Here is a 2,166-nt window from a genome sequence, read left to right as displayed (position 1 = left end):
TAATTTATTGGTGTTCTTTAATTATTATTCAAAGTAAAGCAATATTTATATCATAAGTGTTCCAATTTATTGATAAAATTTTTCAATTTATTGATATTTTTTATATCTTTGAAAAAACATACAGATATGACCACAATTTAACCCAACTTGCCGAAAACCCAACACAAAACCCTGATTATCAGTAGCTTTTTTTTATCAATGGTACACTACATGAACTTTTTTAGTTTTTCTAATAATTTTAAATTTCAAGCAATCGTAAATCATTTGTACTTCTTCTATGGGTTTTGAGGGTTTTTCTATGGTTAGATTTTTGGTTTTTGTTGGAAGTTTTACCTGAACTAAACATTGGGTGTTGAGAATTCTTACTATATTTTGCCAATCATAATTTACTCCAGCTTCTTTTAAATAATATCGTATTGCATTGACAATCTGATAACTAAGAATGGTTTGATAGATATGTCCTTTTACTTTTATATCGGTTTTATGATAAACAGGACGAATTAATAAATCTGACTTTAAACATCTAAAAGTGGCTTCAACCTCTCTAATAATATTGTAAATTTCCCACAATTTATTTTCTTGTACGTCTTGATAATTTGTTCTAATAAAATATACGCCTTCTTGTTTGGTTTGGTTTTCTTTTGGTTCAATTTTCGACCAATTTATACTCGTAGCTACATGGTCATTTACTTGAATATCAACTTGATATCTTGAGCTAACTAACTTGTGTTTTTGTTTTATTCTTCCTAGTCTTTCACTAATTTTTAGGGCGTTTTTGATGGTTCTTTTTTTAGATAATCCATCGTTTAAATTTTGTAATTCCTCAAGATAAAGCTTTTCTAATTTTTCAGCCATTGAATTTTCTTTAATCCTTTTTTGCTCACTTTTTACATACATCCAATTATCGGCATGCTTTTCAGACTTAAATACTTGTAAATCAATAGAATTCCCTTTATTGTCAAAGACTTGAATCAGCTCTTTTTCAGGATTTATTTCATAATTTTTAATTTTATTCCGAGCCACAGCAACATATTTCATCTGTTTGCTAGCAATCAATTCTAAATTGTCTTCTGTAGCAAAACCTGCATCCATGACAATTGTAACATCTTTAATTGCAACACCTTGCGTTTCAAAATCAGCTAGCAATAGTGCTATAGTTTTGCTATCGGACATATTGCCTTGATAAATTTTTGAATGTTTAATAAACCCTTTACTATCAATAATTCCAGTAAAAACAACCTGCTTACAATCATATCTTTTTTCTTTACTTCGTCCAAATTGGGCAATCTCGCTAGTGGCTTTTCGTCCTTCAAAATAGAGGTTTGAAAGATCATAAATAACAATAGACTGATCGATGTCAAAAAGCGTATTGATATTAGCATACAATTTTTTATCAATTTGCATTTGAAAATCGTGTAATTTATCTAAAATAGGATATAAATCCCTGTGAGTGAACGATTTATTATAATCAATAATTGAGGTTAAAGCACTATTATCACGAAGAATTTGAGCCGTTTTGTGTTCAGATGCACTAAAAATGGTGCGCGATAAAATGCTCAATTGTGCCATTTTTATATCCGATTCAGACCAATTTAACTCTTTGAAAATTTGTTCAAAACCTAGTTTTTCGTACATTAAATTGCAAATATTTTCAGCTCCAAAAGATTTAGAAGCTACAACATCAATACTTGCAACGTCAATTTCTTGATAATCGCTTCCATCGTGTTTGGGAGGAGAAGAAACTACTTCAGAATAATCTGTATTTTGAGCAAATTTTATTTGAAATTTTTCAAAATATTTAGTAGCCAAATCAATTGAGGTCTTGTTTTGAACAGGAAAAGCTAGCTCTTGATTAAAAATTTTAGCCTTCAATAAAACTAACACCTCGTTTTTAATATCATTGTTAAGTAGTTCAATATCAGAGCCTAAACTTAAAATATTGGACTGTTTTACCTTGCCATTAATCCTTGAATTTTGGGCAAGCATAAACTGGTAAAAAACTTTACCTTCTTTAGAATTTTGCTTTTTTACTACTCTTATAAACATTTTGCAAATATATCAAACGCTTATCAAATAAACAATAATCATACCTCACTACAAACGAGATTTACAAACTACTGAAAATTTATAAACTGCTGATTTTAAGGTTTTTAAATTTTTTAGACT

1 protein-coding gene is annotated in these 2,166 nt (G+C 28.9%); it reads right to left on the bottom strand.

The features are described 5' to 3' along the window. Window positions 1–195: 195 nt before the first annotated feature. Complete coding sequence (locus tag B0A58_RS03460) at window positions 196–2,046, bottom strand: IS1634 family transposase (protein ID WP_089079903.1); 1,851 nt, start codon at window positions 2,044–2,046, stop codon at window positions 196–198. Between the last annotated feature and the right edge of the window lie 120 nt (window positions 2,047–2,166).

Origin of the sequence: Flavobacterium branchiophilum NBRC 15030 = ATCC 35035, from assembly GCF_002217205.1 — a bacterium.
In the GTDB taxonomy this organism is placed as follows: domain Bacteria; phylum Bacteroidota; class Bacteroidia; order Flavobacteriales; family Flavobacteriaceae; genus Flavobacterium; species Flavobacterium branchiophilum.
The sequence above is the reverse complement of the archived record's forward strand: the minus strand, read 5'-3'. Positions and strand labels throughout refer to the sequence as shown.